Annotated in this window: 21 protein-coding genes, 1 tRNA gene and 2 pseudogenes; 13 read left to right on the top strand and 11 right to left on the bottom strand. The window is 71.9% G+C overall.

The annotated features are described in order from the left end of the window. Window positions 1-102 precede the first annotated feature (102 nt). From ABTX62_RS01780 to ABTX62_RS01765, 4 genes are all read right to left on the bottom strand, one after another. Window positions 103-1,275 carry a lipid-transfer protein gene (locus ABTX62_RS01780; RefSeq protein ID WP_352114317.1) on the bottom strand — a complete coding sequence of 391 codons (1,173 nt, stop codon included), beginning with the start codon at window positions 1,273-1,275 and terminating at the stop codon, window positions 103-105. Then, on the bottom strand, window positions 1,272-1,655 hold the full coding sequence (locus tag ABTX62_RS01775) for a MaoC family dehydratase (RefSeq protein ID WP_352114316.1): 384 nt from the start codon (window positions 1,653-1,655) through the stop codon (window positions 1,272-1,274). Before ABTX62_RS01775 ends, ABTX62_RS01780 begins: the two co-directional genes overlap by 4 nt. Then, window positions 1,652-2,566: a bifunctional MaoC family dehydratase N-terminal/OB-fold nucleic acid binding domain-containing protein gene (locus ABTX62_RS01770; RefSeq protein ID WP_352114315.1), complete on the bottom strand. Its 915-nt coding sequence runs from the start codon at window positions 2,564-2,566 to the stop codon at window positions 1,652-1,654. Before ABTX62_RS01770 ends, ABTX62_RS01775 begins: the two co-directional genes overlap by 4 nt. Window positions 2,567-2,728: 162 nt before the next feature. After that, window positions 2,729-2,980, bottom strand: a complete 252-nt coding sequence (locus tag ABTX62_RS01765; protein ID WP_502997886.1) for a hypothetical protein — start codon at window positions 2,978-2,980, stop codon at window positions 2,729-2,731. A gap of 82 nt (window positions 2,981-3,062) precedes the next feature. Between ABTX62_RS01765 and ABTX62_RS01760 the strand changes: the two genes are divergently transcribed. From ABTX62_RS01760 to ABTX62_RS01750, 3 genes are all read left to right on the top strand, one after another. Continuing rightward, window positions 3,063-3,929 (top strand): bifunctional DNA primase/polymerase, encoded by an 867-nt coding sequence (locus tag ABTX62_RS01760; RefSeq protein WP_352114314.1) that lies wholly within the window; start codon window positions 3,063-3,065, stop codon window positions 3,927-3,929. Window positions 3,930-3,972: 43 nt separating this feature from the next. Then, the gene (locus tag ABTX62_RS01755; protein WP_352114313.1) at window positions 3,973-4,437 is read left to right on the top strand and encodes a hypothetical protein; all 465 of its coding nucleotides are present in this window, start codon (window positions 3,973-3,975) and stop codon (window positions 4,435-4,437) included. Between the two features lie 296 nt (window positions 4,438-4,733). Then, window positions 4,734-5,306 carry a GNAT family N-acetyltransferase gene (locus ABTX62_RS01750; RefSeq protein WP_352114312.1) on the top strand — a complete coding sequence of 191 codons (573 nt, stop codon included), beginning with the start codon at window positions 4,734-4,736 and terminating at the stop codon, window positions 5,304-5,306. Between the two features lie 165 nt (window positions 5,307-5,471). On the opposite strand, the pseudogene ABTX62_RS01745 reads toward ABTX62_RS01750, so the two are convergent. Further along, window positions 5,472-6,043, bottom strand: a pseudogene (locus ABTX62_RS01745) (WD40 repeat domain-containing protein); the annotation flags it as partial. Beyond that, window positions 5,974-6,528 carry an nSTAND1 domain-containing NTPase gene (locus ABTX62_RS01740; protein ID WP_352114311.1) on the bottom strand — a complete coding sequence of 185 codons (555 nt, stop codon included), beginning with the start codon at window positions 6,526-6,528 and terminating at the stop codon, window positions 5,974-5,976. The gene ABTX62_RS01740 and the pseudogene ABTX62_RS01745, both read right to left, overlap by 70 nt. A gap of 99 nt (window positions 6,529-6,627) precedes the next feature. Between ABTX62_RS01740 and ABTX62_RS01735 the strand changes: the two genes are divergently transcribed. The 4 genes and pseudogenes from ABTX62_RS01735 (at window position 6,628) to ABTX62_RS01720 (ending at window position 8,974) form a co-directional block, all read left to right on the top strand. Then, the gene (locus tag ABTX62_RS01735) at window positions 6,628-7,095 is read left to right on the top strand and encodes a hypothetical protein (protein WP_352114310.1); all 468 of its coding nucleotides are present in this window, start codon (window positions 6,628-6,630) and stop codon (window positions 7,093-7,095) included. A gap of 224 nt (window positions 7,096-7,319) precedes the next feature. After that, entirely contained in the window at window positions 7,320-7,532 is a 213-nt protein-coding gene (locus ABTX62_RS01730) for a ferredoxin (RefSeq protein ID WP_352114309.1), read from the top strand. 9 nt (window positions 7,533-7,541) lie between these two features. Continuing rightward, a pseudogene (locus tag ABTX62_RS01725) lies at window positions 7,542-8,057 on the top strand (PIG-L deacetylase family protein); the annotation flags it as partial. Between the two features lie 293 nt (window positions 8,058-8,350). Continuing rightward, the gene (locus tag ABTX62_RS01720; RefSeq protein WP_352114308.1) at window positions 8,351-8,974 is read left to right on the top strand and encodes a hypothetical protein; all 624 of its coding nucleotides are present in this window, start codon (window positions 8,351-8,353) and stop codon (window positions 8,972-8,974) included. A gap of 83 nt (window positions 8,975-9,057) precedes the next feature. Here the strand turns inward: ABTX62_RS01720 and ABTX62_RS01715 are convergent, their stop codons facing one another. From ABTX62_RS01715 to ABTX62_RS01705, 3 genes are all read right to left on the bottom strand, one after another. After that, the gene (locus ABTX62_RS01715) at window positions 9,058-9,312 is read right to left on the bottom strand and encodes a hypothetical protein (RefSeq protein WP_352114307.1); all 255 of its coding nucleotides are present in this window, start codon (window positions 9,310-9,312) and stop codon (window positions 9,058-9,060) included. A 391-nt stretch (window positions 9,313-9,703) separates the two neighbouring features. Next, window positions 9,704-9,790, bottom strand: a tRNA-Ser gene (locus ABTX62_RS01710). A gap of 59 nt (window positions 9,791-9,849) precedes the next feature. After that, entirely contained in the window at window positions 9,850-11,385 is a 1,536-nt protein-coding gene (locus ABTX62_RS01705) for a S1C family serine protease (RefSeq protein WP_352114306.1), read from the bottom strand. 288 nt (window positions 11,386-11,673) lie between these two features. Here ABTX62_RS01705 and ABTX62_RS01700 point away from each other — a divergent pair, with 288 nt between their 5' ends. From ABTX62_RS01700 to ABTX62_RS01690, 3 genes are all read left to right on the top strand, one after another. Further along, entirely contained in the window at window positions 11,674-12,501 is an 828-nt protein-coding gene (locus ABTX62_RS01700; RefSeq protein WP_352114305.1) for a glycerophosphodiester phosphodiesterase, read from the top strand. A gap of 167 nt (window positions 12,502-12,668) precedes the next feature. Continuing rightward, a complete protein-coding gene (locus ABTX62_RS01695) occupies window positions 12,669-13,307 on the top strand; it encodes an ATP-binding protein (RefSeq protein WP_283972281.1) in 639 nt (212 codons plus the stop codon). Between the two features lie 110 nt (window positions 13,308-13,417). Then, window positions 13,418-14,407, top strand: a complete 990-nt coding sequence (locus ABTX62_RS01690; protein ID WP_352114304.1) for a DUF5926 family protein — start codon at window positions 13,418-13,420, stop codon at window positions 14,405-14,407. 231 nt (window positions 14,408-14,638) lie between these two features. Here ABTX62_RS01690 and ABTX62_RS01685 read toward each other — a convergent pair whose 3' ends face one another. After that, window positions 14,639-15,289, bottom strand: coding sequence for a hypothetical protein (locus ABTX62_RS01685; protein ID WP_352114303.1), 651 nt, complete (start codon window positions 15,287-15,289; stop codon window positions 14,639-14,641). Between the two features lie 55 nt (window positions 15,290-15,344). Further along, window positions 15,345-16,010, bottom strand: coding sequence for a bifunctional DNA primase/polymerase (locus ABTX62_RS01680; protein ID WP_283972278.1), 666 nt, complete (start codon window positions 16,008-16,010; stop codon window positions 15,345-15,347). A gap of 504 nt (window positions 16,011-16,514) precedes the next feature. Here ABTX62_RS01680 and ABTX62_RS01675 point away from each other — a divergent pair. The 3 genes from ABTX62_RS01675 (at window position 16,515) to ABTX62_RS01665 (ending at window position 22,939) form a co-directional block, all read left to right on the top strand. Further along, complete coding sequence (locus ABTX62_RS01675) at window positions 16,515-18,029, top strand: PP2C family protein-serine/threonine phosphatase (protein WP_352114302.1); 1,515 nt, start codon at window positions 16,515-16,517, stop codon at window positions 18,027-18,029. 82 nt (window positions 18,030-18,111) lie between these two features. Next, window positions 18,112-19,569 (top strand): aminopeptidase P family protein, encoded by a 1,458-nt coding sequence (locus ABTX62_RS01670; protein ID WP_502997885.1) that lies wholly within the window; start codon window positions 18,112-18,114, stop codon window positions 19,567-19,569. A 331-nt stretch (window positions 19,570-19,900) separates the two neighbouring features. Further along, window positions 19,901-22,939: a glycine--tRNA ligase gene (locus tag ABTX62_RS01665; RefSeq protein ID WP_352114300.1), complete on the top strand. Its 3,039-nt coding sequence runs from the start codon at window positions 19,901-19,903 to the stop codon at window positions 22,937-22,939. Window positions 22,940-22,982 lie beyond the last annotated feature (43 nt).

Genomic DNA, 22,982 nt, shown 5'->3' with positions numbered 1-22,982 from the left:
GCGGATCGGCCGCAGGTCCCGAAGCGAGATCCCCCTCAGGTTGTAGGGGTGGGGCCGGCTGCACCTCCTGTAGGGGGAGCGCGGGCCCGGAGCACTGCGGGTTCACCCCTGGGGGTCGGCGGTGAGGACGAGTCCGGACGTGGGCACGCCCGTCCCCGCCGTCACCAGGACCCGTTCCGCTCCGGGTACCTGGTTCGCCGCCGCGCCCCGGATCTGCCGGACGGCCTCCGCGATGCCGTTCATGCCGTGCAGGTACGCCTCCCCGAGCTGCCCGCCGTGCGTGTTGAGGGGCAGGTGTTCCCCGGCCACGAAGTCCGCCGCCTCGCCCCGGCCGCAGAAGCCGAACTCCTCCAGCTGCGTCAGCACGAACGGCGTGAAGTGGTCGTAGAGGATGCCCACGTCGATGTCGGCCGGCGTGAGCCCCGAGGTCCGCCACAGCTGCCGGGCGACGACCGCGCTCTCGGGCAGGCCGGTCAGGTCGTCGCGGTAGAAGCCGGTCATCTGCTCCTGGGCGCGTCCGGCGCCCTGGGCGGCGGCGGCGATCACGGCGGGCGGGTGGGGCAGGTCGCGGGCCCGTTCGACGGAGGTGACGACGAGGGCCTGGCCGCCGTCGGTCTCCTGGCAGCAGTCCAGCAGCCGCAGCGGTTCGGCGATCCAGCGCGAGGCGGCGTGGTCGGCGAGGGTGATGGGCCGACCGTGGAACCAGGCCGCCGGGTTGGTCGCCGCGTGCTTCCGGGCGACGACCGCCACGTGCCCGAACGCCTCCGGGGTCAGCCCGTGGGTGTGGAGGTAGCGCCGGGCCGCCATCGCCACCCAGGAGGCCGGGGTGAGCAGGCCGAACGGCAGCGACCAGCCGAGCGCCGCGCCCTCCGCCGACGGTTCCCGGTGCCGCACCCCGGAGCCGAAGCGGCGGCCCGAGCGCTCGTTGAAGGCCCGGTAGCAGACGACCACGTCGGCCACGCCCGCGGCGATCGCCAGGGCGGCCTGCTGGACGGTGGCGCAGGCCGCGCCGCCGCCGTAGTGGATCCGGGAGAAGAAGGAGAGCTCACCCATGCCCGCGGCCTGGGCGACGGTGATCTCGGGGCTGGTGTCCATGGTGAAGGTGACCATGCCGTCGACGTCGGCGGGGCCCAGCCCCGCGTCCGCGAGGGCCGCGTGCACCGCCTCCACCGCCAGGCGCAGTTCGCTGCGCCCCGAGTCCTTGGTGAACTCGGTGGCTCCCACACCGACGACGGCCGCGCGCCCTCCGAGACCGTCCCGCCCTGTCGGGATCATGCCGGAACCCGCACCGTCACCGTGCCCGTGACATGCGTGCCGAGGCCGTTCGCGCCGACGACCCTTACCGTCGTGGTGTCGCCGTCGACCTCCTCGACCGTGCCGGTCAGCACCATCGTGTCGCCGGGGTGGTTGGGCGCGCCGAGCCGGATGGCCACCCGGCGCAGCACGGCCCGGGGGCCGAAGTGGTCGGTGATGTAGCGGCCGACCAGGCCGTTGGTCGTCAGGATGTTCATGAAGATGTCGGGGGAGCCCTTCTGCCGCGCGAGGTCCGGATCGTGGTGGACGTCCTGGTAGTCGCGGGAGGCGATCGCCCCGGCGACGATCAGGGTCCGGGTGACGGGGATCTCCAGGGGCGGGAGGCGGTCACCGGCGTTCACGAGGTCACCCCCTGGAAGACGGGCAGCACCAGCTCGTCGTCGTACCGCCGGAACTCCAGCCGCACCGGCATGCCGATCCGCACCTGCTCGTACGGCAGCCCGACCACGTTGCTGACGATCCGCACGCCCTCCGCGAGCTCGATCAGGCCGACCGCGTAAGGGGGGTCGAAGGCCGGGAAGGGCGGGTGGTGCAGGACGACATAGGAGTAGACCGTGCCCTCGCCGCTCGCCTCGACGGTGTCCCAGTCCGGGGAGCCGCAGCCGTTGCAGCCCGGCAGCCAGGGGAAACGCAGGGCGGCGCAGGCGGTGCAGCGCTGGATGAGCAGCTCGTGGCGGGCCACGCCCTCCCAGAAGCCGGCGTTGTCGCGGTTGACGACGGGGCGGGGGCGGCGCTCCGCCGGTTTCGAAGGCCGGTGGACGGGTGCGTACTTGAGGATGCGGAAGCGGTGGGTGCCGGCGAGTTCGCCGTCCGCGCGGACGTCGGTGCGGGTCGTGACGAAGTAACCCGCCCCGAGCTTCGTGGTCTTGCGGCCGGACACCGACTCGATCACCGAGTCGAAGGTGATCCGGTCGCCCGGGCGCAGGGGGCGCAGGTACTCCTGTTCGCAGTCGGTGGCGACGACCGCGTCATGGCCCGACGCGTCGAGCAGGGTGAGGAGTCGGTCGTAGGCGGCCGTGCGCTCGGGGCGGCGGTGGAGACCGGCCATGGTCCAGGCCTGGAGCATGGTGGGGGGAGCGATGGCGTCGGGACCCGTGTACGCGGGGCTGGTGTCGCCCATGGCCTCGCACCAGTGCCTGATCATCGGCTCGTTGACGGGGTCGCGGCCGATGCCGGTGTCGGCGGCCGGGAGGCCCTCGTAGGCCTTCAGGCGCGCCTCGAACTCCTCGTGGTCCTCCGGCTCACCTCTCACGGTTTCTGACTGTCCGTCAGATCTCTTGTCCCGTCAAGACCTCACAGACGCGGAAAAAGCCTGTGCGGCGGTACCGGAGTGCCGCCGCTCAGGCGCTTGTCACCCCCACGAAGCACACCCCCACTGCACCCGGGCCGATGCCGCCGCACCGGCCCGGTCAGTTCACCACCACAGCGGGGCGAAGCTGATGGCGGTGTTGGCGTTGCCCTGGTTGACGGCCGTGAACTCCGAGCCGTTGACCTGGGCGGTGTTGCTCTGGTTCGAGGCGCCATCGCCGACGGCCCGCTGCTGGGTGGTGGCCGCGTTGCCGAAGTTGTCGCCGCCGATGCCGCTGTCGAGGATGCCCTGCTCGGCCTCCGTGACGGACGCGATGGATCCGTTGTCCGCCGTCGCGACGCCGGTGAAGAGAGCCACTTTTCGGCCGGCCCCAGGGCCGCCCGGCGCGTCGCACCCGCTCCCCCTTTCCTTTTTCGAACGTACGTACGAAACTAGAGTCATGGCCACCACCGACCGGCAGGCCACGACGCTGGCCCTCGCACACGCCCTGTCAGCCGCCGAACGCGGACTGGCCGTCCTCCCCCTGTCCCGCACCAAACTCCCCGCTCTGCGCTCCCCCCACCGCGACGACCCCGCCCCGTCCCCCTGCCACGGCCAGTGCGGCCGCCTCGGACACGGGGTGTACGACGCCTCCAGCGACCCGGATCGCATCCGCGAGCTGTTCGCCGCCGCGCCCTGGGCGACCGGCTACGGCATCGCCTGCGGACTGCCCCCGCACCACCTCATCGGCCTCGACCTGGACGTGAAGACCGGCACGGACTCCTCGGCCGCCCTGCGCGAGCTGGCCCTGCGGCACCTGTTCACCATCCCGCCGACCGTGGTCGTCGTGACGCCGTCCGGCGGCCGTCATCTGTGGCTGAGCGGGCCGCCCGAGGTGGTCGTCCCGAACTCGGCCGGCCGGCTCGCCCCCGGCATCGACATCCGGGGCGCCGGCGGCTACCTGGTCGGCCCCGGCTCCCGCACGGCCCAGGGTGTCTACGCCGCCGCCCCCGGCACCGCGCACCTGCCCCCCGCCCCCTGCCCGCGCTCCCTCCTGCGGCTGCTGCTCCCACCGCCCCGCGCCCACCACCCGGCGCCGCAGACGGCCGGCGGACACGGCCAGGGCCTGGTCCAGTTCGTCCTGGCCGCGCACGAGGGCCAGCGCAACACCCGCCTGTTCTGGGCGGCCTGCCGGGCCTATGAGGACGGCATCGGCCCGGCGCTCGTGACCCCCCTGGTCGAGGCGGCCCTCCACACCGGCCTGTCCGAGCGGGAGGCCCGCACGACGATCGCCTCGGCGGCACGGCTGACCGGGCACCGGCCGTGAGCACCGCCCGCACGGCCCCGCCCATGAACACCGAAAGACCTCCATGCAACAGCACGCCACATCACCGGCCCTGGCCCTCGCCCGCCTCGTCCTGGCCTCCGGCCGCTCGGTGGACCTCGCCGACCTGCGGTTGTCGTCGACGTACGGCGACATGCTGGAGGGCTATCCCTGCAAGCCGCTGAACGATCTGCGGATCCGTGGCCTCCTGCTCGCCGCCGAGCGGTCCCGCCCGGGCACGCCGGTGCACCTCGTGCCGCCGCGGCGCGAATACCCCGACCAGTACGCGGGCGGTCTCGGGCCGGTCGAGGTACTGCCCGCCGTGGCCTGCCTCGGCACGTTCCACTCCGCGGCCCTGGACCCGGCCCGCGACCCGGTCGCCTACCGCTCGCGCCTGACCGTCGTCTGGTTCCAGTCCACGCCCCGCCTGCCGTCGGGCTGCGACACGGAGCCCGCGCTGCGCGACCTCGACTGGACGGGGCTGGCCCGGGACGCCCCGGTGCCCCCGTAGCTTCCCGTCCGGAGCCGCCGCGTCGGCAGTCCGAGTCGACCTGGTCGCCGTTCGCGCACCACCGGGAACGACTGGAGCCGGAGGACGTCCTCTGGGATCCCGCGGCACACCACTGGACGCCGCGCCGCGGCCCCGACGACCGCAGGGCCCGGACTGGGCGGACACCCATCCGATCACCCCGCTCGCGCGGGGCGCCTCGGTGCTCGCCGGGATGGTGCGGCCGTTCTGCGGCGCCTTCGGCCCGGCCCTCCCCGGCTTCCGGGGCGGGACCGTCCCGTGCGTGACATCGTGAGGGCATGAGCATCGACGTTCGCCCGGCCACGGACTTCGAGGACGTCCGCGCCGTACTCGGGCCCAAGTCGCCCCAGGCGAATGTCTGCTGGTGCCTGAGCTACCGGATCCCCTCCCGGCTCAACAACGAACTGCGCGGCCCGGCACGCGGCGCGTACGTCGCGGAGCTGTGCCGCGCGGATCCTCCCCCGGGTGTGCTCGCCCATGACGGTGACGAACCGGTCGGCTGGGCCGCCGTGGCCCCGCGCGCGGACACCTCGTTCGCCCGCAACCGCAAGATCCCGCACATCGACGACCTGCCCGTCTGGTCGCTGTGGTGCGTCCGGGTCCGCCCCGGCCACCGCAGGCAGGGCATCTCGCACGCCCTCATCGCCGGAGCGGTCGCGTTCGCCCGGGACCGGGGCGCACCGGCGATCGAGGCGTACCCCCTGGACAACGGCGACGCCAAGGTCGATCCGACGATGGCGTACGCGGGTCTGCGGAAGAACTTCGAGCGCGCCGGCTTCACGCACGCGGCGGACACGACCTCGGTGCTGGCCGGTCATCCCCGGGTTCTGATGCGCCTCGCCCTGCGCTGAAAAAGACCCGACCGCTGGCGACGGGGGATGCACCAGCGGTCGAGCCATGGCCAAGGGTAACAAGCGCTTGCCCACCGCGAGCCGACTGGTCGTCAGGAAAGCCCGGTTGTGACTCGTATCACTCAACTACCGTAATTGCCGGGCCCGTTGGGCGCGAAGGCCGGGTCAGCCGTCGCACGGCGGATCGTAGGAGAGCCGGGGCAGGTACTCCCGCCATCCGGCGTCAGCACCCCCCGGGGCATCGAGCAGACGCGGCGGGCGGCCGCGTCGACGTCGAGATTCCACAGCCGGATGGTGTCCGCGCCGCTCGACACCCCGAGCATGTGGCTGTTCGGGCTGAACGCCAGGAAGGTGCCGCTCTTGGCGTTGGGGCTCATCGACTGGCCGATCGCGGTGGCGTGCGAGGGGTCGGAGACGTTCCACAGCCGGACGGTGCTGTCGTTGCCGCCGCTGGCCAGGGTGCGGCCGTCCCGGCTGAACGTCAGCGACACGACCGCCTCCGTGTGCCCCGTGAGCCGCGCATCCTCGGCGGCCTCGGCCGGGTCCGTGGTGTCCCACAGGCGGACCGAGTTGTCGTCGCCCGCGCTGGCCGGCGTGCGGCCGTCGCGGCTGCAGGCGAGGGCGTTGACCGCCCCGAGGTGCCCCCGCAGCGGCGCCCCGCCGAGGGTCACCCGGCCGAGGTCGGCCGCGTTCCACAGCCGGATGGTGCCGTCCGCGCCGCCACGCTGGAGGAGGCGCCGGACTCTTGGGCTGCGGAGGGACCGGGCTTTTGTACCGAGGAGGCGCCGAGCTCTTGGGCGGGGGCCCCGGGCTCCCTGCCGCGAGAAGGGCCGGGCTCTTTGCCGAGGGTGGCGCCGGGCTCTTGTGCTCCGGAGGCGTCGGACCGCCCTGCCTCCGGCCGGGACGGGACTGTCCCGGGCGCGGTCCGGGCCCGGGCCGGGACGACGGCGGCCAGCTCGGGAACGCACCGACCCAGCTCCGCCAGCGGATCACCGCCCAGTACGAGCTGCACGACCTTCCGCGCCCGCCCGCTGTCGTCGCCGTCGTCGCCGCCCAGCGCGCCGTCCCGCAGGGCGGGCACCAGGTCGGCGTTCAACAGCGAGGATTTCCCCGCCCCCGACGCGCCCACGAGCACGACGAGGCCGCCCGTCCCCGCGACGGCACCGAGCTGGGTAAGACCATGCCGCACACCCCCTACACCCCCTGCGCACCTCGCCGGCATCCCCTTCGTACCGCGCCCCCGACCCTGGATAACTGACGACCCGTCAGCTATGGTCGGCCTGCCGTACCGCTTCCGCAGCGATGTGCAGAGGTGAGCGCAGTGGATTCACATCCCGAGAGCCCACGACCGCAGGGTGTCCCGCGCTGGGTCGCGATGTTCTACCGCCCGGACGCCGGCTCCTGGAAGACGGCCGCCGAGTCGCCCGACCGCTCACCGGTGCTGTACGCCCTCGGCGAGATGACCCAGACCCTGCGCGCACGGGGCGACGAGGTGACCGTCGCCCTGTGGGGGCCGAGGGACGGCGGGTGGCACCGGTTCGACGCCCCGCTGAAACAGACCGTCACATCTCAGCCGAATCCGGAGCCCTCCCCCGGCGCACCGGCCACACTGGCGGAACGGATGACCGGCCGCCGCCACCAGGTCCTCATCGCCGGCCTGGCCAAGGCGGGCCTCTACGACCTCTCCCCCGAGGACGACACGACCGTCCAGGCGCTGGTCGAACGGCTCGACGAGGCCGCCGTACGCCGAGTCGCCCACTGGCTGGCGACCGCCGGGGGCGCGAGGTGACAGGGCTGGTCCGGCCGGGGTGTCGCGGCAACCGGGAAGGTTCAGCCGGGGCACGCGAAAACTAGGCCGCCCCGGCCGGCGACGCACGAAGACCGGACCGATCCAGCCGGCCCGCCCAGCCAGCGGGCCTCCGGCCGAACCGGCCGGTTCGGCCGGAGTCGCGCTGGGCAGTCAACTCCTCGACGGTCACGCTCCCGATGCCGTCAGGAGGGGGACACGAGGAAATGAAGGTCTCCGTAGACCGCGAACTCTGCTACGGCTCCGCCGAGTGCGTCCACCGGGCCCCGGCGGTCTTCCAGTTCGTCGACGGCTTCGGCGCCGTCCGCCCGGGTCGCGAGCGGACGGACGGCGGCCCGGAGATCCTGGAGGCGGTCGAGAGGTGCCCGAGCCAGGCGATCAGCATCACCGGGGCGCCACCGTCGCCGGACCGGCCGTAGCGAGGGCGGATGCCACCGCCGAACCTGCTCGCGGTCTTCGCCCACCCCGATGACGAGTCCCTGTCGGCGGGTGGCGTCCTCGCCCGCCACGCGTCGACGGGAGCGCGCACGGCGGTCGTCACGGCGACCTGGTCGACGGACACTCCGCGCGCCGCGGAACTGACCGAGGCGCTGAGCATCCTGGATGCCGGCAGGCCACGCATGCTGGGTTACGCCGACTCCCGCGTCCCGCACTCGGCCCCGGGCAGACCGCGCTTCCGCGACGTCCCGCTGGACGAGGCGGTGGGGGAACTGGTGGCACATCTTCGGGACTTCCGCCCGGAGATCGTCCTCACCCACGACGCCTACGGTGGCCTGACCGGCCACGAGGACCATGTGCACACCCACCGCGTGACCACCCTCGCGGTCCAGGCCGCCGGACTTGAACGCCTCTACCCGGGCGCCGGAGAGCCCTGGCAGCCGAGCGCCCTGTACCTGGCGACCCACCCGCACACGGCGGTCCGGGAGCTGGGGTGGGTGGTGGGTAATGCAGGGTGTGGCGCACGCTAAGGGCTGTCCCGTAAAGCTGAGCTGCCCGGCACCGGCGCAATCGGTCGCGATCAGACCCCGTTCGGGTGAAGCGGCGCTGCTGGTTCTGTGGCCAGCGGCTGCATCTGGTGATCCTCAGGTACGTAGGTCGGTGGCATCGAAAGGACTGGGGACTGCTCATGAGTCCGGATGAGCGTGTCGGCACAGGGACGGATACATCCGATTCGCGAGGCCGCAGGCTAACGATCGCCGGCGGTCTCATGGTCGGAGGTTTCCTTCTCAATGTGATCATGACCGCTGGCTTCCATCCTTCGGGGGAGGAAGACGACCATCCGGCGATCTTCACCAAGTACGCGGACAGTGACCCCTGGATCGCCGTTCATCTCCTGCAGTTCATCGGCGTCCTCGTGACGCTGAGTGGCCTGCTCGTGCTCTACCGCGTCCTGCGCGGTGCCGATGGGCCTTCCCTGGTAGCGCAGCTGGGAGCAGCGGCAGCTGTTGCGACTGCCGCGATCTGGGCGGTTCTGCAGGGATTGGACGGCGTGGGACTGAAGCAGGCCGTCGACTCATGGGCCAGCGCGTCGGGCAGTGAGAAAGCGATCCGTTTCGCCAGCGCCGAGACCGTGCGCTGGCTGGAATGGGGGTTCCAGAGTTACTTCCGTATCCTGCTGGGGCTGACCCTCGCGCTCTTCGGGGCCGCGATCCTTGTTGGTCGCCAGGTTCCTGGTTGGCTGGGCTGGACGGCCCTTGTCGCAGGCGTGTGCTCTTTGATCTTCGGCGTCGATGTGGGCCACAGCGGCCTGGCCAGTGGACTTCAGGACGTCCTCGGTATCGCCATTTTCATCCTTGTCCTGATCTTCGCCTGCGGAGTGCTCGTCACCGGAGTGCGCGAGCGCGGTCGGCGCCACAGCTGAACGAAAAGCACGCGTGCTAAGGGCTGTCCCACCTTTGACGCCCACTGCCTGCTCGGGGCTGGCCAGCAGATACGGGACACCCCTTAGTCGGCGTCCAAAGCAGTGCGGGCAGCGCCGGTGAAGGCTTCCATGGCGCGGTCGAACGCCTGCATCTCTTCCGGGATGGGCGGCGGCTGGTCACCAACAATGCCGCCTTGCTCCAACAACCGGTCCAGGGCGTCTCCAATCGCCAGGGCCGCAGCCTGAGCGGACTCAAAGGCTGCAGCCACTACAGGCGGACCAGCCAGTTCCACCTCAGCAGGTCTGCGCATCATCATCTTGGCCCCGTCGGCGGCCATTTGGTGAGCTTCCCCTCGGACGCGACGGGCCATCAGCGTCATGGACCAGGTGACGTGCGTGGTCAGCAGCTCAAGACACGCTGCGTAGATCTCCCGACGGTGCTGTTCGCTACGGGCCCGCTTCTGATCTCGCAGTTGGAGAACAAGGGGATTGCGCCCGGCCAGCCACGTTAGACCACCGGTGATCAAGCTTGCTGCTCATGCAGATCCTGCGCTGATCAGTGCGACCGATGTGTCAGACATGGAACCCCCATCGAGACCCATCCCGTGCCCCAGCCGTGCCCGATCGAGCGGGAAGCCACGGGGAACATCGGGCAGTCACGGTAGCCGGAAATGAGAACGACCCCTGACCAAATACCCAGGTCAGGGGCCGTTCTCACTGCTCACCGCGCGGAGGCGGTGGGATTTGAACCCACGGTGACATCGCTGCCACGACGGTTTTCAAGACCGTTCCCTTCGGCCGCTCGGGCACGCCTCCCCGCGCCGGCCGTGATCGGCGGCGCGGGGACAAGGGTAACGGGTCGGAGCGGGCGGGGGTCAGTTGTCGCCGACGCGGGAGCCGAGCGTGACGTCGACCGTGTGCTGCTTGCCGCCGCGCTCGTAGGTGATCGTGACCTTGTCACCGGGCTGGTGCGTCCAGATCTCGCCGATCAGGGTGGGGCCGGAGTCGATCACCCGGTCGTCGAGCTTGGTGATGACGTCGCCCGGCTTGAGGCCCGCCTTGGCGGCCGGGCCGCCCGGTTCGACCGGTGCCGCGCCGCCCGCGCCCTGTTCGGTGATCTGCGCGCCGTCGGAGCCGTCGTCCAGGGAGACGGATGCGCCGATCTTCGCGTACACCGGCTTGCCGTTCTTGATCAGCTCCTGGGCCACGTACTTGGCCTGGTTGATCGGGATGGCGAAGCCCAGGCCGATCGAGCCGGACTGGCCGGTGCCGAAGCCGCCGTTGCCGGTCGACTGGATCGCGGAGTTGATGCCGATGACATTGCCCTGCGCGTCCAGCAGCGGACCACCGGAGTTGCCCGGGTTGATCGAGGCGTCGGTCTGCAGGGCGCTCATGTACGACGCCTGGCTGCCGCTGCCGTCGCTGGAGGCGACCGGGCGGTTCTTGGCGCTGATGATGCCCGTCGTCACCGTGTTGGACAGACCGAACGGGGCGCCGATCGCGATGGTCGCGTCGCCGACGGCCACCTTGTCCGAGTCACCGAGGGTGAGCGGCTTCAGGTCGTCGGGGGCGTTCTTGAGCTTGATGACCGCCACGTCGTAGCCCTGCGCGTGACCGACCACCTCGGCGTCGTACTTCTTGCCGCTCGCGAAGGTCGCCGTGAGCTTGCCGCCGTCCACCGCGTCCGCCACCACATGGTTGTTGGTGACGATGTGGCCCTGCTTGTCGAAGACGAAGCCGGTGCCGGTGCCGCCCTCGCCGCTGGTGCTCTCGGCCGCGATCGTGACGGTGCTCGGCAGCGCCTTGGCGGCGACCGCCGCGGTGGTGCCCGGGTCGCGCTTGACGTCGCCGCCGCTCGCGGAGGCCGACACCGTCGTCGAGCCGGTGCTCTGGTCGTTGTTCTCCGCCAGCACATAGCCGAGCCCGCCGCCCAGGCCGCCCGCGCACAGCGCGGCCACCAGAACCGCGGCGATCAGACCTCCGCGCCCGCGGCCCGGCTTCGGCGCCGGCTGCTGGTACGACGAACCCCAGCCGCCCGGGCCGGACCCCGACCCGCCGTCGCCGTACGGGGAGGCCGGCGGCGGGGGCGGGGGCCAGGAGGGATCGGGGGCGGAAGAGGAGACGCCGGGGTGACCGGCGTCACCGGAGGCGCCCTGCCCCTGGGGGTGCTGTCCCCGGGCGTCCGGCCCCTGGGGGTGCTGTCCCTGGACGTCCGGCCCCTGGGGGTGCTGTCCCTGGACGTCCGGCCCCTGGGGGTGCTGTCCCTGGACGTCCGGCCCCTGGGGGTGCTGGGCGTCCGGCCCGTACGGCCCGGCCTGTGCCTGGGGCGCCGGAGCAGCGGGAGCGTCCACCGGCACGGGGGGTGCGGACGGGGCGGGGGGTACCGCGGTGCCCTCGTTCTCGGTGCTCACAGCTTCTCTCCTAGATCCACGGCCGTTTCTCCGGGGTCGCACGCGATCACGCCTTTCCCACCCGTCGACGGGCCGGCGCGATACCGCGGTGCTTGTCCCTTTGTATGCCGTCAGCTTTTCCCACAGGCCGTCAGAGCACCATAAGCGGTGGCTGTGCGTCCGAGGCCATTCTTTATATAGGTCATTACAGGCTGAAAGGATGCAATCCCTATGCCTCCGTCCGGACCTGCGCACCCGTCGAGTCCGTCCGACGGGACGCGTACCCGCACTCGGTGGCACCATGACGCGGTGACCCACGCACGACAGCACGTGATTCAAGTCGTCGCCCACCGCGGAGCCTCCGAGGACGCCCCGGAACACACCCTGGCCGCGTACACCAAGGCCATCGAGGACGGCGCGGACGCCCTCGAATGCGATGTGCGCCTCACCGCCGACGGCCACCTGGTGTGTGTGCACGACCGCCGGATCAACCGTACGTCCAACGGCCGCGGCGCGGTCTCCGCACTGGAGCTGGCCGACCTCGCCGCCCTGGACTTCGGCTCGTGGAAGACGGGCGAGGCCTGGAAGGGACGCGACGAGGAACCCGACTGGGAGCACCGCCCGGAGGACCGCGAGGCGACCTCCGTGCTCACCCTGGAGCGGCTGCTGGAACTCGTCGCCGACGCCGGGCGCCGCGTGGAACTGGCCATCGAGACCAAGCACCCCACGCGCTGGGCGGGGCAGGTCGAGGACCGGCTGCTGGTCCTGCTGAAGCGGTTCGGTCTCGACGCCCCGCCCTCCGCCGAGGAGTCCCAGGTGCGCGTCATGAGTTTCTCGGCCCGCTCGCTGCACCGCGTGCGTGCCGCCTCGCCGACGCTCCCGACGGTCCATCTGACGCAGTTCCCCTCGCCCCGGCTGCGCGACGGACGGCTGCCCCCGGGCGTGCGGATCGCGGGCCCCTCCCTCCGGATCGCACGCCATCACCCCATGTGCATCGAGCGTCTGAAGCAAGCCGGGCACCAGGTGCACGTATGGACCGTGAACGAGCCCGCGGACGTGGATCTCTGCGTCGGGCTGGGTGTGGACGCCATCATCACCAATCGCCCGCGCGCGGTGCTGGATCAGCTCGGCCGCTGACAAACGGACCGGCGCGTAATCCCTCAAGTCCCATCAGACCCACGCACACCTCTTGACCCCGCGCCCCGAACAGCGGGATCCTCCCTTTTCCGGCCACGCCGATGATTTCCAGCCAGGCGATTACCAGGAGTGCTCCGGCGCGTTCGGTCCGTATTCGCCCGTGGTGAATGCGTCACCGGGGGTGGATCGGCCGGTTTCCGGTACAGGCCAAAGGGGCATCCACACCGTGGCGTGGGGCGAAGGAGGTCTCGGGGGTGGCGTTGGTGGTGGCACAGGAGGTGCCCACGTCGTCGAGCATGGCCGTACCCCACGGCCCTGCGGGCGTGGGGGAAGCGCGACACCGGATGCGTACGCAGCTGCGCAGAGGCGGAGTCGCGGAGTCGGTCATCGACGACGCCGTACTGATTCTTTCCGAACTCTTGAGCAACGCGTGCAAGCACGGCAGACCCCTGGGCGACGCGCTGTCCGGCGACGGCGACGTACGTGCCGCGTGGCGCGTGGACCCGACCGGGCGGCTCGTCGTCGAGGTCACGGACGGCGGCGGCCCGACCCGCCCCGCCCCCGCGACCCCGTCGGTCACGGCGCACGGCGGCCGCGGGCTGAACATCATCACCGCGCTCGCCGACGACTGGGGCGTGCGGGACGACATCCGCGGCGAGGTCACCGTGTGGGTCGTCGTCCACGACGACGTCCACGACCCCGACGCCGGACACCGCCGCGACGACTTCGCGACGCGCGTCACCGCCCCCGCGGTCTCCCGGATACCCGGGCTGGGCTTCGCGGACGCCTTCGACGACAGGGACTGAGCGCCGCACGCCGCGCTGGACCGGGTGTTGTCCACAGGATCCCGTGGCCCGGGTCACGAACGGCTAGGCTCGCGACCGTACGAGACGAGCCGTAACCGGGAGACCCATCGATGGCCAAGAAGCGACCCCAGACGAAGGCCAAGCGCCCGCAGACCACGGGCGGCGCCCGCACCGCGGGTGCCGAGGGAGACGTTCCGGTCGTCGGCGCCCGCGAGCCCTGCCCCTGCGGCAGCGGCCGCCGCTACAAGGCCTGTCACGGCCGGGCCGCCTCCCACGCCGCGACCGAACTGGTGCACCGCCCCTTCGAGGGTCTGCCCGGCGAGTGCGACTGGGTGGCCCTGCGCGAGCTGGTGCCCGCGGCCACGGTCGATCTGACCCTGAAGGACGGCCTGCCCGAGGGCGTCCCCGCGGTCACCCTGGCCACGGTCCTGCCCATGGCCTGGCCCGCCCTGCGCCGCGACGACGGCTCGGTCCTGCTCGGCCTGCAGAACGACACGTCTTCCGGCGACATCAGCCGCGACCTCGCCGACACCCTTCAGCGCGCCCTTCAGGCCCGGCCCGGCACACCCGTCCAGGGTCGCCGCGCCCCGGCCGACAGCCCTCGGCTGCAGGACCTGCTCGACCCCGAGGGCGCGTTCGAGCCAGAAGTGCACAGCGGCTTCGAGTTCTGGGTCCCGGACCCGGAGAACGCCACGCCCGACGTGACCGCCTCCCTGGAGCGGGCCAACGCCGCGGCCATCCCGACCGTCAAGCTCCAGGGCGTGGACGCCGCGTACTGGTGCGAGACGCCGGAGAAGAACCATCTGCGGTGGGTGATGCCGCACGCCGAGGAGCGGCTTCTGGACGCCCTCGCGCGGCTGCACGCGGCGGGCCGCTCCAGCCTCGGCGAGGGCACCCGCCTGGTGGGCTCCTTCCGCGCTCACGGGCTCACGGTGCCGGTGTGGGACCTGCCCAGCGAGGTCAAGGCCGAGGACATCGAGAAGCCGGCGGCCGAGTTCGCCGAACGCCTCGCCGCCGCCCTGGCGACGGACGCGCCGCTCACCGCGGACGAGCGCCGCGCCCGGGGCGGCCTCACCAACCGGCAGGTCACGCTCAGCTGACACCCGCCGGTGGTCCGGCCGGCCGCTCCACCGGCGGGCCGGACCCGCGCGTCCCGCGTCGATCACAACTCCCGGTCCGGACAAGCCAGTCGGTGACCGGAAAGACGAGATCGAATTTGCGAACCGCAGATCTCTTGTTACCGTTCCCGTAGCCCGGTTGCTGGTGCATCCCCCGTCGCCAGCAACCGGGTCTTTTCGTCTCCGTTTCCGTCCACGGAACGCAGCCGGCCGTCAACTGCGCGTTCTCACGGGCGAGTTGCTCCCCGAGCGCAGCAGCAGCGGCCCCCACCCGCCCCGCTCGGCGAACTCCGCGACGGCTGTGTACGCCGCCGGACTCCCGCGTACGGGTTCCCGCGGCGTCTCACACGTCCCCGGCTCGTCCCCGGCGCCCACGGCGCACCTGATCCGCACACTCCGGTCGTCGGGGCCCATGAGGCTCAGCACGGCGTCCAGCGCCTCGCCGGTCGCATTGCGGTAGTAGGTCCGCGCCCAGGTGTCCGCACCCCGCGTCACGACACAGGTCTGCGCCTCGATGCCGTCGGGGGACGAGAGTTCGGGACCGCAGCGCACGGCGGTCGACAGGCTCTGGCCGAGCACAGGGAGGCCGGGGGCGGAGAAGGACGCCCCCGGCGCCTTGCCGTCGGCGCGCGGGGAGGGGCGTACGGCGCCGGAACCGGACGTGCGGACGTCGGAACCCGCCGAATCCACAACGCCCTGCGCCCCCGCAGAGCTCGCGGGCCCCAAAGACCCCATGGACCCCACCGACCCCGCGGACGCCACCGCCAGCGGCAGCGCGACCGCGCACGCCACCACGACCCCCGCGAGGGCGAGCAGTCCGGTCTTTCGGGAGTCCCGGGAGCGGCCCCGGGCATGACGCCGCATGGTTCCGGAACTTAACGCGCCGGGGCGGGCGCCGGGCCCGGCGCGCCCGACCGCCCTACAACTCGGGCGCGCTCACACCCGTACGAGTGAGAGCTTCCACCACGGCGTCCACCACGGCCTCGACATCGGGCACCCACGGCGAGGCCGAGCCGGGCAGCGGCGCGCGCTCCCAGCGGATCTCGCCGTGGCCCGTCCCGGACGGGGGCAGGGCCAGATAACCGCCCTCACCGTGGAAGCGGAGCGAGCCGGGTACGAAGTCCTTGGCGTAGAGCAGCTCGCCGAGCTGCTCCATGGAGTACGGCTTGACGAGGATCGCCCAGCGGGTGGGGGAGGCGACGACCGGGCCGAGCCGCATGCCCGTCCGGTCGAGCGCCTTGAGCGCGCGGGCGGCCGGCAGGGCCGGCAGGGAGACCGCGCAGGGGGCGCGGCCGCCGGTGGCCATGACGATCGGCGCCGTCGGCCGGTTGCCCCACCACCAGCGCACCATGCGCCCGTCGGTGGTGGCCGCGAGGAGGCCGGGGTCGAAGGGGTGCGCGCCGGGCACTGTGCACTCGGGGTCGGGGCAGCTGCAGCGGGAGTGCCCCTCGGGGTCCGCCGCCACACCCGGGAGTACGGGCCACTGCCATTGAGTCGCGTAGGTCAGGGCCGCGCCGATCAGCTCAGGCCTCCCGTCGCTGCGCTGGGACAGGAGCCTGCGTCGCCTTCCGAGGATCTCGCGCATCAGCGCTCGTTCCTTTCCGTTGCACGCCTGGCAACACGGTGGTCCACATCACATCATGTGTCGGTCACTTCACTGTGCGTACCTGTTGGCGCATCACACCCCTGCTCGTGGCAAGGGGAACCCCTTGTGGGTCGAGCTTCGGGCTGCCTCCGCGGCCGTCCCGCCCATACTGCGTCTACCGAAAGCAGGGGCCTGGCGTAGGGGTGGCGAAGTATGGCGTTTGCCGTCGCGCGTATTTCTCTCCGCCTCCGCCACGGGAGGATGGGGCACGGTCGTCGGTGGATAGGACGCCCGGTTCCGTCACCAGGTTCCGGGTGGCTCCCAACCACCCCTGGCCTTTACCGAGTACGTACCCATCACGACCGTTGTGACGCTCCGTCGAGCAAGCCCAGTCGACCGCAATAAGCCGTCCCCTGAGGCAGTTTTCAGCCAACTTCGCTTTTCCGCAAGAGGAAGGAGAGGTGTTCGTCGGACCTCACGGACACCAGTAATCCCGGCAGGACAATGCTGGACATCTCCTCACGAGTGCGTGTACATGTGGAGACACTGCTAGCGACGCAGAATGACATGGGGGTTTGCGATGCTTTTGAGCAGTACGTACCGGTTGCAAGGCCGGACGCCATGAACGCTCCGCACCCTCCGAAAGTGGCTGGAATCGATTCAACGGTTCCAGCGCCCGCACACACTGTCGCGCCCGTCGCGGCGGGTTCACCTCCCGCCGCCCCCGCACAGCCCCCGGTTCCCGCCGGCGCGGTGCTCCAGGACCGTCTCGCCGGCTGGGTCTCCGACCTCACCACCCTGCACGAACTCACCGAACGCCTGGCCCGCACGGCCACGCTCGACGCGGCGCTCCCGGAACTGCTGGGGGCCGGTGCCGCCCTGGTGGGCGCCCGGCGCGGCCTCGTCGTCCTGGAACCCGGTGACGGACTCGGCCCGGACACCACCACCGGCCTGGGCCTCGCCCGCGCCGACCTCGGCCACATCGAGACCGTCCCGCGCAGCGCCCTGTCCTACGGCCGGATCCTCGAAGGGCGGCCGGGCGGCGAGGGCGGCATCGCCGAGCCCGACCTGTTCGCCACGGAAGGGCTCGACCCCCGCCACCGCGAGGTCGCGGCCCGCCTGGGCTACGCGGCCAGCTACGCCCTCCCCCTGGCCACCGAGACCGCCGGCCGTCTCGGCGCAGCCGTCTGGTTCTACGACGAACCCGCCGAGCCGGGCGAACGGCAGCGCCACCTCGCCGGCCTCTACGCGCGCTACGCCGCCGAGCACCTGGCCCGGCTCCTCGAACTGGAACGCACACGCACGTCCATGGCCACGATGTCGGACGAGCTGCTGCCCGCGCGGCTGCCCCGGGTCGCCGGGGTCCAGCTCGCCGCCCGGCACCGCACCGGCCCGCGGGGCGGCGGCGACTGGTACGACGCGCTGCCGCTGCCCGACGCCGCCCTCGGCCTCGCCGTGGGATCCGTCACCGGGTCGGGCCCGAGCGCGGTCGCCGCGATGGGACGGCTGCGGGCGTCGCTGCGCGCATACGCCGTGATGGAGGGAGAGGACCCGGTCGCCGTCCTGTCCGACCTGGAGCTGCTGCTGCGGCTGACCGAACCGGCCCGCTCGGCCACCGCCCTGTTCGGCTACTGCGAACCGGCCGCGCGCAAGATCACACTGGCCGGCGCCGGGCACAGCCCGCCCCTGCTGATCGGGCAGCGCCGTACGGAGTTCGTCGAGACGTCCGTCTCCGCCCCGCTGGGCATGCTCGCCTGCTGGGAGGCGCCGAGCGTGGAGGTTCTCGCCGAGCCCGGAGAGACGGTTCTGCTCTACACCGACGGGCTGCTGCACCGCACCGGCGAGACCACGGACCGCGCCTTCGCCCGGCTGCACGCGGCGGCCGCCGGAGTGCCCCGGGGCCTGCGCGGCGATCCCGGCGCGATCGCCGACCACGTCCTGCGCCGTGTGCTGCCGGAGGAGCTGGACGCGGCGGACGGTGCGGAGGACGTCGTGCTCCTCGCGGTCCGGTTCGAGTAACGCTCCTCGTCATCGCCCTGGGGCCCCTTCCGCGCCGCCGTACAGTGGACGGTGGTCCAGTGGCGTATCGAGGAGGATGACCGTGGCCGAGGAGCTCACACCGGCGATCCCGGACGAGAGCGAAGAGCCGATCAAGCAGCGGAAGAACGGACTGTACCCGGGCGTGTCCGATGAGCTGGCCGAGAACATGAAGAGCGGCTGGGCCGACACCGAGCTGCGCGACCTCGACCCCATCCCCCAGGCCGCCGAGACCGCCGCCCGCCGGGCCGCGCTGTCCGCGCGCTTCCCGGGCGAGCGCCTGGTGATCCCCGCGGGCAACCTGAAGACCCGCTCGAACGACACCGAGTACGCCTTCCGCGCCTCCGTCGAGTACGCCTACCTCACCGGCGACCAGACCGAGGACGGCGTCCTGGTCCTGGAGCCCAAGGACGAGGGCCACGAGGCGACGATCTACCTCCTGCCGCGTTCCGACCGGGAGAACGGCGAGTTCTGGCTGGACGGCCAGGGCGAGCTGTGGGTCGGCCGCCGGCACTCCCTCACCGAGGCCGGGCAGCTGTACGGCATCCCCGCCTCCGACGTGCGCGAGCTGGCCGGCGCCCTGCGCGAGGCCACCGGCCCGGTGCGGGTCGTGCGCGGCTACGACGCCGGCATCGAGGCGGCCCTGACCGACAAGGTCACCGCCGAGCGCGACGAGGAGCTGCGGGTCTTCCTCTCCGAGGCGCGACTGGTCAAGGACGCGTTCGAGATCGGCGAGCTGCAGAAGGCGGTCGACTCGACCGTGCGCGGCTTCGAGGACGTCGTGAAGGTCCTCGACAAGGCCGAGGCGACCTCCGAGCGGTACATCGAGGGCACGTTCTTCCTCCGCGCGCGCGTCGAGGGCAACGACGTCGGCTACGGCACGATCGCCGCGGCCGGCCCGCACGCCTGCACGCTGCACTGGGTGCGCAACGACGGGGCCGTGCGCTCGGGCGAGCTGCTGCTGCTCGACGCGGGTGTCGAGACACACACCTACTACACGGCCGACGTGACGCGCACCCTGCCGATCAACGGTCGGTTCGACGAGATCCAGCGCAAGATCTACGACGCCGTGTACGAGGCGCAGGAGGCCGGGATCGCGGCGGTCAAGCCCGGAGCGAAATACCGCGACTTCCACGACGCCGCCCAGCGGGTGCTGACCGAGAAGCTCGTCGAGTGGGGGCTCGTCGAGGGGCCCGTGGAGCGGGTGCTGGAGCTCGGGCTTCAGCGGCGCTGGACGCTGCACGGCACCGGGCACATGCTCGGCATGGACGTGCACGACTGTGCGGCGGCTCGGGTCGAGGCGTACGTCGACGGTGTTCTCGAGCCGGGGATGTGCCTGACGGTGGAGCCCGGGCTTTACTTCCAGGCCGATGACCTGACGGTGCCACAGGAGTACCGGGGCATCGGGGTGCGGATCGAGGACGACATCCTCGTGACGGAGGACGGCAACCGGAATCTGAGTGCGGCGCTGCCTCGGCGGTCCGACGAGGTCGAGGCATGGATGGCCGCCCTCAAGGGCTGAGTGGCGCCCGAGGGCCAAGTGTCCTCCGAGGGCTGAGTGTCGTTCGCGGGTGCGGGGGCCGGTCGCGCGGTTCCCCGCGCCCGCACAGGGCTGAGGGCGTCCGGGAACGAGGCGGGCCCGGGTGGCTCGCCCGTGTGGCGGGCTGTGGCGGCCATCGCCGTGAGGCCGGCAGCGGTGTCCGGTCCGACCAGCACAGGGCGCTGTGGTCGCGGCCGGCGGCCCGGGCTGTCAGGAGCGTGGGGACCGGCTGTGGACCCGCTGTGAAGGAGCCGGGAACGTCCGACCGGTCGGTCAAGAAACAGCAGGTCAGCGGTAGTTGACGTATGAGATCATGGCCGACCTTGCCGGGCCGATCCAGGGAACGGGCGCGATCACCATGAAGAACGTTCAGACGGCGCTGACCATGCAGGACGCCATCCTGACGCTGCAGAAGTACTGGAGCGACAACGGCTGCATGATCACGCAGCCGCTGAACACCGAGGTCGGAGCCGGTACGGCCAACCCGGCCACGGCACTGCGGGTGCTCGGCCCCGAGCCGTGGAGCGTCGCCTACGTGGAGCCGAGCGTGCGGCCGGACGACTCGCGTTACGGCGAGAACCCCAACCGGCTTCAGACCCACACCCAGTTCCAGGTGATCCTCAAGCCCGACCCGGGCAACCCGCAGGAGCTGTACCTGGGCAGCCTGCGCGCCCTGGGCGTCGACCTGAACGCGCACGACGTGCGGTTCGTCGAGGACAACTGGGCCTCGCCGGCGCTCGGCGCCTGGGGGCTGGGCTGGGAAGTCTGGCTGGACGGCATGGAGATCACCCAGTTCACCTACTTCCAGCAGGTCGGCGGCGTCGCACTGGACCCGGTGTCGGTGGAGATCACCTACGGTCTCGAACGCATCCTGATGAATCTCCAGGGCGTGTCCCACTTCAAGGACATCGCCTACGCCCCGGGCATCACCTACGGCGAGGTGTTCGGGCAGAACGAGTACGAGATGAGCCGCTACTACCTCGACGACGCCGACATCGACACCAACCACCGGTTGTTCGAGTCGTACGCGGCCGAGGCCCGGCGCCTGCTGGACCTGGAGCTGCCGGTCCCGGCGTACACCTACGTGCTGAAGTGCAGCCACACCTTCAACGTGCTCGACGCCCGCGGTGCGATCAGCACGACCGAGCGGGCGAAGGCGTTCTCGCTGATGCGCGGGCTGACACACGAGACGGCGAAGCTGTGGGAGCGGCGGCGGGCCGCCCTGGAGCATCCGCTCGGACTGGCTCCGGCACCGGCTCCGGCCGAGCGGGGCATGCTGCCCAAGGTGCCCGGCGTCGAGACGCTGCTGTTCGAGATCGGCGTGGAGGAACTGCCGTACGCCGAGGTCCCCGCCACCACCGAGGCGGTGCGCGAGTCGGTCACCGCCAAACTCGCCGCGACCCGGCTGGGGCACGGCGCGATCACCGTGCTGGCCACACCGCGCCGGATCGTGATCACGGTCGACGGTGTGCAGCCGCGCGAGCGGGACACCATGCGGACCGTGCGCGGGCCCAAGGCCGCCGCTGCCCACAAGGACGGCGCTCCCACTCCCGCGCTCCTCGGTTTCGCCCGCAGCCAGGGCGCGGAACCGACCGACGTACGGGTCGTCGAGGTCAACGGGGTCGAGTACGTGGCGGTCACCCGCCACGAGGAGGGCCGTCCGGCCGTCGAGGTGCTCAGCGAGCTGCTGGCCGAGGTCGTCTCCGGACTGCGGGCCGGGCGCAACATGCGCTGGAGCGACCCGGGGCTGTCGTTCTCGCGTCCCGTGCGCTGGCTGCTCGCGCTGCTGGGCCGTACCCCTCTGCCCGTGGTGGTCTCCTCGCTCTCCGCGAGCGACACGACACGGGTGCAGCGGAACGCCCCCTACCCGGAGGTCCGGGTGACCTCCGCCGAGGGGTACCCGCACTTCCTGCACATGCACGGCATCCTGCTCGACCGGGAGGCCCGGCGTGGGGCGGTCGTGCGCGGCGCCCTGGAGGCGGCGGCCGAGGTGGGCGGGCGCGTCGATGTGGAGGGCCAGGCCGGGCTGATCGACGAGATCACCGACATCCTGGAGTTCCCCTACGCCGTGCGGGGATCCTTCGACGAGCGCTACCTCGAACTGCCCGCGAGCGTCCTGACCACCGTGATGCGCAAGCACCAGCGCTATCTGCCGGTGCTGGACGGGGAGCGGCTCATGCCGCACTTCGTGACCTTCGCCAACGCCCTGTGCGACGACGACGTGGTGCGGGCGGGCAACGAGGCGGTGCTGCGGGCCCGTTACGAGGATGCCGCGTTCTTCTGGCGGGCGGACCTGAAGGTGGCGCCGGAGGAATTCCGGAGGCGGCTGGACAAGCTGACCTTCGAGGACCGGCTCGGTACGGTCGCCGACCGCGCTGTCCGGCTCGCCTCCCTCGCCCTGGATCTGGCCGGGCGGGCCGGGCTACCGCAGGACACGGTGGAGGTCGTGCGGCGGGCCGGTGCGCTGGCCAAGTTCGACCTGGCCTCGCAGATGGTCATCGAGTTCTCCGGACTGGCCGGGGTCATGGCGGAGGAATACGCCCGCCGGGCCGGCGAGTCACCCGAGGTCGCCCGGGCGCTGGCCGAGATGGAGCTGCCGCGTTCCGCCGGTGGTGCCCTGCCGACCGGGGACGCGGGTGCCGTGCTGTCCCTCGCCGACCGGTTCGACCTGGTGACGGGCATGTTCCTGATCGGGGCGGCACCGACCGGCAGCTCCGACCCGTACGGGGTGCGGCGGGCCGCCATCGGGCTGCTCAACGTGCTGCGAAGCCTGCCCGCCGTGGCCGGGGTGCGGGTGAGCGAGGGTCTGCGCGCGGCGGCCGTGCGGTATGCCGCGCAGGGCGTCGAGGTGCCCGCCGAGCGGGTCGCCGAGGCCGCCGAACTCATCACCCGGCGCTACGAGCAGCAGCTCACCGACGCCGGGCACGAGCACCGGCTCGTGCAGGCCGTACTGGTGTGGGCCGACCGTCCCGCCCATGGCGATCGCACGCTGGCCACCCTGGAACGGCATGTCGGCAGCGAGGCGTTCGAGGCGCTCGCCGCCGCGTTCCAGCGGGTGGTGCGCATCCTGCCCGAGGGCGGTGCCCAGGAGGCCGACCTGTCTCTGCTGACCGCGCCCGCCGAGCTGCGTCTGGCCGAGAGCGCGCAGGCCGTGCGAGAGGCCTTGCAGGGGCGGGAGGACGATCTCGGCGCGCTGATCGAGGTCTCCGCACCCCTGGTCGACGCCATCGGCACCTTCTTCGACGAGGTGCTGGTGATGGACCCCGACCCGGCGCTCCGGACGGCGCGGCTGGCGCTGCTGACGGACGTGGCGGGGCTGGCCCGTACGACGGTGAACTGGGGCGCGCTGTAGGGCGGTGTTTCGAGGACGGCCGTTCAAGGGCGGTGTTTCACGT

This window comes from Streptomyces sp. NPDC096046 (assembly GCF_040303285.1).
Taxonomy (GTDB): domain Bacteria; phylum Actinomycetota; class Actinomycetes; order Streptomycetales; family Streptomycetaceae; genus Streptomyces.
Note: the sequence above shows the minus strand (reverse complement) of the source record. Positions and strands in the feature narration are given on the sequence as shown.

Bases quoted from the DNA above. Each gene is read 5' to 3' on its own strand.
- ABTX62_RS01780 (WP_352114317.1), bottom strand. From the start codon at position 1,275: ATGATCCCGACAGGGCGGGACGGTCTCGGAGGGCGCGCGGCCGTCGTC.
- ABTX62_RS01760 (WP_352114314.1), top strand. From the start codon at position 3,063: ATGGCCACCACCGACCGGCAGGCCACGACGCTGGCCCTCGCACACGCC.
- ABTX62_RS01755 (WP_352114313.1), top strand. From the start codon at position 3,973: ATGCAACAGCACGCCACATCACCGGCCCTGGCCCTCGCCCGCCTCGTC.
- ABTX62_RS01750 (WP_352114312.1), top strand. From the start codon at position 4,734: ATGAGCATCGACGTTCGCCCGGCCACGGACTTCGAGGACGTCCGCGCC.
- ABTX62_RS01740 (WP_352114311.1), bottom strand. From the start codon at position 6,528: ATGCCGGCGAGGTGCGCAGGGGGTGTAGGGGGTGTGCGGCATGGTCTT.
- ABTX62_RS01730 (WP_352114309.1), top strand. From the start codon at position 7,320: ATGAAGGTCTCCGTAGACCGCGAACTCTGCTACGGCTCCGCCGAGTGC.
- ABTX62_RS01720 (WP_352114308.1), top strand. From the start codon at position 8,351: ATGACCGCTGGCTTCCATCCTTCGGGGGAGGAAGACGACCATCCGGCG.
- ABTX62_RS01715 (WP_352114307.1), bottom strand. From the start codon at position 9,312: ATGGCCGCCGACGGGGCCAAGATGATGATGCGCAGACCTGCTGAGGTG.
- ABTX62_RS01695 (WP_283972281.1), top strand. From the start codon at position 12,669: ATGCGTCACCGGGGGTGGATCGGCCGGTTTCCGGTACAGGCCAAAGGG.
- ABTX62_RS01690 (WP_352114304.1), top strand. From the start codon at position 13,418: ATGGCCAAGAAGCGACCCCAGACGAAGGCCAAGCGCCCGCAGACCACG.
- ABTX62_RS01685 (WP_352114303.1), bottom strand. From the start codon at position 15,289: ATGCGGCGTCATGCCCGGGGCCGCTCCCGGGACTCCCGAAAGACCGGA.
- ABTX62_RS01680 (WP_283972278.1), bottom strand. From the start codon at position 16,010: ATGCGCGAGATCCTCGGAAGGCGACGCAGGCTCCTGTCCCAGCGCAGC.
- ABTX62_RS01675 (WP_352114302.1), top strand. From the start codon at position 16,515: ATGCTGGACATCTCCTCACGAGTGCGTGTACATGTGGAGACACTGCTA.
- ABTX62_RS01665 (WP_352114300.1), top strand. From the start codon at position 19,901: ATGGCCGACCTTGCCGGGCCGATCCAGGGAACGGGCGCGATCACCATG.